A 7,938-nucleotide genomic window follows, 5' to 3' on the forward strand; every position below is an offset into this window, starting at 1 on the left:
GGGGTGACTATAAAGTCATAAGAAAAGGATTTTAAATACCGTTACGACATATCCATATGAAGGAGCGGCCTTACCGAGGCCGCTCCCACAAGATCGATCAGCGCTCGCGAAGCGCCTCGCTGCGGGCCTTGATGATCGGCTTGAGCAGATAGCTCATGATGGTCTTCTTGCCGGTCATGATATCCACCGTCGCCACCATCCCCGGAATAATCAGCAGCGGCTTCTCGTCCGTGCCCAGGTGGCTCTTGTCGGTACGCAGCTTGATCAGGTAGTAGGTGGTCTTCTTGTCTTCGTCGGTGATGGTGTCGGCGCCGATCTGCTCGAGCTTGGCCTTCATGCCGCCGTAGATGGTGTAGTCATAGGCGGTGAACTTGACCGTGGCTTCCTGGCCCGGGTGCAGGAAGGCGATGTCCTTGGGCAGGATCTTCGCCTCTACCACCAGGGTGTCGTCCAGCGGCACGATCTCGATGATGTCGCTGCCCGGCTGGATCACCCCGCCGATGGTGTTGACCAGCAGTTGCTTGACGATGCCGCGCACCGGCGAGGTGACCATGGTGCGGTGCACGCGGTCGTCCAGCGCCTTGCTGGTGGCGGTGGCCTTGTTCAGCTCGGTGCGGGCCTCGTTGAGCTGGGTCAGCGCCTCGCTGCGGAATTTGCCGCGGGTCTCCTCGATCTTGCTCTCGACTTCTTTGATCGCCGCCTCGGCACGGGGGATGGCCAGGGCGGTGGAGTCCATCTGGCCACGGTTCTCGACCTCGGCGCGACGCAGGCGCAGCACCTCGACCTGGGAGATCGCGCCCTGGGCCACCAGCGGCTCGGACATCGCGATTTCCTGGCGCAGCAACTGCAGGCTGTTGGCGTACTGGGCGCGCTTGGAGTTGAACTCGCGCAGCTCCTGCTGCTTCTGCACCAGTTGCTGCTGCAGGCCGCCAAGCTCGTCCTGCAGTTGCTGGCGACGGCTCTGGTACAGCGACTGTTCGTTGGCGGCCTGGCTTGGCGCGGCCTTGCGCAGTTCTTCGTCGATCTGCAGCGGCTTGTCCTCGACCTCGGCCGTCAGGCGCTGCACGCGCAAGGCCATGGCCAGGCGCGAAGCCTCGGTCTCGTCGACGTTGGAGGCGAAGCGGGTTTCGTCCAGGCGCAGCAGCGGCTGGCCGACCTCGACGATCTCCCCTTCCTTGGCGAAGATTTCGGCGACGATGCCGCCCTCGAGGTTCTGGATTTTCTGCACCTTGGACGACGGGATGGCCTTGCCCTCCCCGCGCGTCACCTCGTCGATGGGCGCGACACTGGCCCAGATGATCAGGAACAGGAAGAACGCGATCACGCCCCAGATGGTCAGGCGCACCACCCGTGGCGCGTCCTCGATCAACGCCTTGTTGACCTCGGGTAGCGGCTGGCCGGCCAGCGACTCGGAGCCCTTGAAGTAGCGGCGCAGGTTGTCCTTGAAACGCCCGATATCCAGCTTATGCAACACTGATCTGCCCCTTCTTCAGCGCATCCATGACGGCGGCTTTCGGGCCATCCGCGACAATCTGTCCACGATCGATGACGATCAACCGGTCCACCAGCGACAGCAACGAAGCCCGGTGGGTGACCAGCAGCACGGTCTTGTTCTCGATCACCGCGGCCAGGCGCTGCTTGAGACGCTCCTCGCCGGTGTTGTCCATGGCGCTGGTGGGCTCGTCGAGCAGCAGGATCTGCGGGTTGAGTAGCAGCGCGCGGCCCAGGGCGACATTCTGCCGCTGACCGCCGGAGAGGTTCTGGCCACGCTCGCCGACCTGCAGCTCGTAGCCGTCGGGGTGCAGCCGGGCGAACTCATGCACGCCGGCCAGTTCCGCAGCCTGGAGAATCAGTTCGTCCTCGATGTAGCGGGCACCGCTCACCAGGTTGTCGCGCAGGGTGCCGGCCAGCAGCTGGATGTCCTGGGGCACGTAGCCGATGTTGTGGCGCAGTTCGCTGACGTCGATCTGGCGGATGTCCACGCCATCGACCAGCAGCGAGCCGTTGTCCGGTTCGTACAGGCCCACGATCAGCTTGGCCAGGGAACTCTTGCCCGACCCGCTGCGGCCGATGATGCCGATCTTCTCGCCCGGGCGAATGTTCAGGTTGATGCCCTTGAGCGCCTGGTTCTGCTGATTCGGGTAGGTGAACTCGACCCCACGGAACTCGATGGCGCCCTGCAGCACCTGGCGGCTCAGTGGGCGCTCTTCGAAGTTGCGCTCCTGGGGCAGTTCCATCATCTGGTCGGTGGCGACCATGGTCACCTTGGCTTGCTGGTAGCGGGCCAGCAGGCCGTTCAGCGAGCCCAGCGGGCCAAGGGCGCGACCGCTGAGCATGTAGCAGGCCACCAGGCCGCCCATGCTGAGGTTGCCGTCGATGATCAGGTACACACCCACGCAGATCATCGCCACACCGGCCAGTTGCTGGATCAGCGCGGTGATGTTCATGGCCAGGCCCGACAGTACCTTCACCCGCAGCTCCAGGCGGCTCAGGGTGCCGAGGGTCTGCTCCCACATGTACTGGCGCTCGCTCTCGGCGTTGTTGACCTTGACCGCATCCAGCCCGGCGAGGGTCTCGATCAGGCTCGACTGGCGCTCGGAGGCCAGGGCCATGGTGCGCTCCATGGTTGCCATCAACGGCTTCTGCAGGGCATAGCCGATGCCCAGCGCCAACGGGAAGGCCAGGATCGGAATCCACACCAGGTGCCCACCAATGATGGCGATGACCATGAGGATCAGGAAGGTGAACGGCAGGTCGATCAGACTGGTCAGGGTCAGCGAGGCGAGGAAGTCGCGCAGGCCCTGGAACTCGTGGATATTCTGGGCGAAGCTGCCGACCCGTGCCGGGCGGTACTTCATCGACATCCCGACGATGCGCTCGAACAGCGTCGCCGAGATGATCAGGTCGGTCTTCTTGCCGGCCAGGTCCAGGCACAGGCTGCGCAAGCCTTTGAGAATCAGGTCGAAGACATAGGCACCGGCAATACCGATGGCCAGCACCCACAAGGTCGAGGTGGCCTGGTTGGGCACCACGCGGTCGTACACGTTCATCACGAACAACGGCGCGGCCAGGGCAATCAGGTTGATCACCAGACTGGCGGCGATGGCATCGATGTACAGCCACTTGCTGCGCAGCAGGGTGTCGCGGAACCACGAGCGCGCGCGCGGGATCAGGTTGCCGTGGTTGACGTCGAACTTGTGCTGCGGCTGGGCGAAGAACACCTTGCCGCTGTAGTCGCCCTGCAGCGCCTCACGGGTGACATGCACCTCGCCACCGTCGCTCTCGCTGAGCAGCAGGCGCGCGGTGTCTTCGTTCTCCCAGCCGAGCAGGACGGCGCAACGGCCTTCCTTGAGCAGCAGCATCGCCGGCATGGCGATGCTGGGGATCTGCTCGAGCTTGCGCTGCAGCAGGCGCCCCTGCAGCCCGGCCCGGGCGGCTGCACGGGGCAGCAGCTCGGGGGTCAGGCGCTGCGAGGGCAAGGGCAGCCCGGTGGTCAGCATGGCCCGGCTGGCGGGCTTCTGGTGCAGGACACACAGGGTCAGCAGGCTGTCCAGCAGCGGGTCGTCATGCTGACTGCGTGGATCGTGGCTGAGTTGGACTCGACTGACTTCGGATTCCACGCGGCGCTCTCTTCATCCTTGCGGGGTAGGTTCAAGGCGCCTTTCAGTTCATGCCTGGCAGGTTCACCTTGGGTTTCAGGTCGTTCTGCACAACGGACGCCATCGGTGCTACGACACCCTGGCTCTTGAGCAGCTGACCAATGGTCGCCTTGATTCGATACTGAGTAAACATTTGCGTGTTTTTCACCTCTACCAGACGGCGCTGGGCGGTGAAGGTTTCATTCTCGCTGTCGAGCAGGTCGAGCAGGGTTCGCTCGCCCAGGCCGAACTGCTGCTGATAAGCGCTGCGCACACGGTTGCTGTGATCGACGTACTGCTGGGCGATCGGCACCTGGGCGTTGGCGTTCTCCAGAGCATTCCATGCCAAGCCTAACTCCTCATTGAGCTGGCGCAAGGCGTTGTTGCGAATGTCCAGTGCCTGGTTGGCCAGGTACGACTTCGATTCCAGGTCGGCCTTGTTGCTGCCACCGGCGTACAAATTGAAGTTCATGCGCAGCATGGCCTGCCATTCGTTGTTGTGGCCGACGGCGCCGTCGAGGTTGTTGTCGGCCGTTCGTCCGAGTTCGGCATCGAAACGTGGATAGAACGTAGACTTTGCCGCTTCGTATTGCTTCTCGGCGGCGGCGATGTCCGACTCGGCCGAGCGCAGGATCGGACTTTGCTCGACCAGCTGGTGGCGGGCCTCGTCGAGGGTGGCCGGCAGCAGGTCGACAAATGGCGCGGGCGTGCTTAACTCGTCGGGCATTTGTCCGACGACGCTCAGGTAGTTGGTGTTGGCATCGGCCAGGTTGGTCTGCTCGGTGATCAGGTTGTTGCGGGCTTGGGCCAGGCGCGCCTCGGCCTGGTCGAGGTCGGCCAGGCGGCCGACGCCGCGGCTGGTGCGCAGCTTGATCTGGTCGAGGATGCGCTCGTGGTTGCGCAGGTTGTCTTCGGCCAGGCGCACCATCTCGCGGCGCGACAGCACGTCCAGGTAGACCTGGGCGACGGTCAGCGCGGTGCGCTCGGAGGTCCCCAGCAGGGAGTAGGCGCGGGCGTTGACGGTGGCCTGTTGACGGCCGACCTCGCTGGAGGTGGCGAAGCCGTCGAAGACCATCTGCCGCAGGCGGATGGCCGACTCGCCACGGTTCAGGGTCTCCCAGCGGTTGCGGGTGCTTGGGCTGTCGGTGCCCTCGCGACCGTAACCGGCGGTCACGTCGACCCGCGGCAAATAGCCGCCCTGGGCAGCGCGCAGCTGATAGTCCGCAGCCGTGCGGGCGTTCACGCCAGCCTGGATTTCCGGATGGACCTCAAGGGCCTTCTGCATGGCTTCGGGCAAGGTTTGTGCTTGAACGAATGTGGCGGCGAGAGCGAAAGGAAGAGCGGTGAACAGTGACGCACGCATTTTTACTGGTTCCCGAGAGAGCTGTTGTCCCAAATCACAGCCGAAGCCGTGCCTGCCTTGGAAAATGGCAAACCCTGATCTTGTATGTAGGAAGCTTCCGAATAGGCAGTGCGATTAATACGAAAGAAAGGGCTTTGCTGGCCAAATATCAATGTGACATTACCTTGGCGATTGTTTAGGATGGCAGCCAGAAGGTCAATAGTTTGGCATAAACTTAATAGCCAGAAATTATAGACGTAAAATTGACGCAAATCAGCGTCAAAAACATATTTGAAACATTCCATCAGTCGCCGCCTCGAACGCCGGCCAGGCATGGAAGCCAACTGAACAGGTAGCCCGGAGAGTCCAATGAGCACTGTTGTCGCCATCGTCAAAAGCATTGTTGGCCAAGTCATCGCAGTTTCCCCAGAAGGCATCCGGCGCGTACTGATCGAAGGCGATCGCCTGCTGGCGGGCGAACAGGTAGACACCGGCGCGGGCGGCGCGGTCACCCTGGAACTGGCCGACGGCCGTGTGCTCGACCTGGGCCGCGACACCCAGTGGAGCGCCGATGCGCCCGACAGCAGCATCGACCTGAACCAGGCCACCGCCCAGGCAGCGCCCTCGGTCGAAGAGTTGCAACAGGCCATCGCCGCCGGTGCCGACCCGACCACCGAGCTGGAAGCCACCGCAGCTGGTCCGGCCGCGGCAGGCGGCGGTTCGGTCGGCGGCGGACACAGCTTCGTCCTGCTCGAAGAGACCGCCGGGGTGGTCGACCCGACCATTGGCTTCCCCACCGGCCCTATCGGCTTCGCCACCGGCCTGGCGAACGAGGAACTGGGCGGACTGGACGGCAACGCTGCCGGCACCAACACGACCAACGTCCCGCTCACCACAGGGCTGACCCTGAGCGCCACCCCCACGATCACCGAGGCGGGTGGCGTCATCGTCTATACCGCCACCGTCGGCCAGCCACCGCTGACCAACCTGACCGTGACCCTGTCCAACGGCGCCGTCATCGTGATCCCGGCCGGCCAGACCACCGGCACCGTCAACGTCAACATCCCGGCCAACGACACGCCCTACATCGATGGCGGCCAGATTTCCGCGACCATTACCGGCACGACTGGCGGTAACGGCCTGATCGTCACGCCGAGCACCACCCCGGCGGTTACCCAGGTCACCGACACCATCGACACCACCACCGCCACGCTCACCGCCACCCCGAGCGTCACCGAAGGCGGCGTGATCACCTATACCGTGACCCTGACCAACCCGGCCCAGACCCCGGTCACCGTCACCCTGTCCAATGGCCAGACCGTCACCATCGAGGCTGGCAAGTCGTCCGGTAGCGTCGACTTCCAGACTCCGGCCAACGACGTCTACAACAATGGCAGCACCGTCAGCACCACGATCACGGGGGCAACGGGTGGCAACTTCGAGAAACTGGAGCCGAACCCGACGCCAGCTGAAACCAAGATCAACGACTCGATCGACACCACCACCGCCACGCTCACCGCGACCCCGAGCGTGACCGAAGGCGGCGTGATCACCTACACCGTGACCTTGAACAACCCGGCCCAGACCCCGGTCACCGTCACCCTGTCCAATGGCCAGACCATCACCGTCAAAGCCGGCGAAAGCACCGGCAGCGTTGATTTCCAGACTCCGGCCAACGATGTCTACAACAATGGCAGCACCGTCAGCACCACGATCACGGGGGCAACGGGTGGCAACTTCGAGAAACTGGAGCCGAACCCGGCACCTGCTGAAACCAAGATCAACGACTCGATAGACACCACCACCGCCACCCTGACCGCGACCCCGAGCGTGACCGAAGGCGGCGTGATCACCTACACCGTGACCCTGACCAACCCGGCCCAGACCCCGGTCACCGTCACTCTCTCCAATGGCCAGACCGTCACCATCGAGGCCGGCAAGTCGTCCGGCAGTGTCGACTTCCAGACCCCGGCCAATGACGTCTACAACAACGGCAGCACCGTCAGCACCACGATCACGGGGGCAACGGGCGGCAACTTCGAGAAACTGGAGCCGAACCCGACGCCAGCTGAAACGAAGATCAACGACTCGATCGACACCACCACCGCCACCCTGACCGCCACCCCGAGCGTCACCGAAGGCGGTGTGATCACCTATACCGTGACCCTGACCAATCCGGCGCAGACTCCGGTCACCGTCACCCTGTCCAACGGCCAGACCATCACCGTCAAGGCCGGCGAAAGCACCGGCAGCGTTGACTTCCAGACCCCGGCCAACGATGTGTTCGTCAATGGCAGCACGGTCAGCACCAGCATCACCGGTGCTACCGGTGGCAATTTCGAGAAGCTGGAACCCGACACCACGCCGACCCAGACCGTGATCAGCGACAGCATCGACACGGTGACCGTCAGCATCGCCAGCAATGGCAACGTGACCGAGGCCGAGCAGCCGACCTTCACCGTGTCGGTCAGCCAGAAGCTCGACCATGACCTGACCGTGACCCTGTCCAATGGCGCCACCGTGGTCATCAGCGCCGGCCAGACCCAGGCCACCTACAGCCTGCCGGCTCAGGGCGACGACGTGTTCAAGGACGCCAGCTCGGTGACCCTTGGCGTGACTGATGCCAGCGTGGCGGGCAAGACCTTCGAGAACCTGGAACTGGGTGGCGATGCCACCGTGCAGATCACCGACACCGTCAGCGAAGTCGTTGCGACCCTCACTGCCGACAAGACCACTGTGTCCGAAGGTGGCCAGATCACTTACACCGTGACGCTGACCAATGCCCAGGGTCTGTCGGTCACCGGCCACAACGGCCTGACCTTCACCCTGACTGACGGCACCAAGGTCACCATTCCAGCCGGCAGCGCCAGCGGTACCTTCACCATCACTGCACCGGACGACGTGTTCGTCGGTGGCCAGCCGAGCATCGTCAACAAGATCGAATCGGTTGCCGGTGGC

General features: G+C 63.7%; 4 protein-coding genes. 1 reads left to right on the top strand and 3 read right to left on the bottom strand.

Annotation, left to right across the window (positions count from 1 at the left end; all coding sequences use genetic code 11):
- Positions 1 to 97 precede the first annotated feature (97 nt).
- The 3 genes from AC25M7_RS17515 to AC25M7_RS17525 are packed head-to-tail and all read right to left on the bottom strand — an operon-like array spanning position 98 to position 5,001.
- Positions 98 to 1,474: an HlyD family type I secretion periplasmic adaptor subunit gene (locus AC25M7_RS17515; RefSeq protein ID WP_028689255.1), complete on the bottom strand. Its 1,377-nt coding sequence runs from the start codon at positions 1,472 to 1,474 to the stop codon at positions 98 to 100.
- A complete protein-coding gene (locus AC25M7_RS17520) occupies positions 1,464 to 3,620 on the bottom strand; it encodes a type I secretion system permease/ATPase (protein WP_028689256.1) in 2,157 nt (718 codons plus the stop codon). Before AC25M7_RS17520 ends, AC25M7_RS17515 begins: the two co-directional genes overlap by 11 nt.
- A gap of 43 nt (positions 3,621 to 3,663) precedes the next feature.
- A complete protein-coding gene (locus tag AC25M7_RS17525; RefSeq protein WP_028689257.1) occupies positions 3,664 to 5,001 on the bottom strand; it encodes a TolC family outer membrane protein in 1,338 nt (445 codons plus the stop codon).
- 348 nt (positions 5,002 to 5,349) lie between these two features.
- On the opposite strand from AC25M7_RS17525, the gene AC25M7_RS17530 reads away from it, so the two are divergent.
- Positions 5,350 to 7,938: retention module-containing protein (locus tag AC25M7_RS17530; RefSeq protein WP_486971317.1), on the top strand; the 2,589-nt coding region annotated here is incomplete at its 3' end.

The organism is Pseudomonas sp. P106(2024) (genome assembly GCF_057480815.1).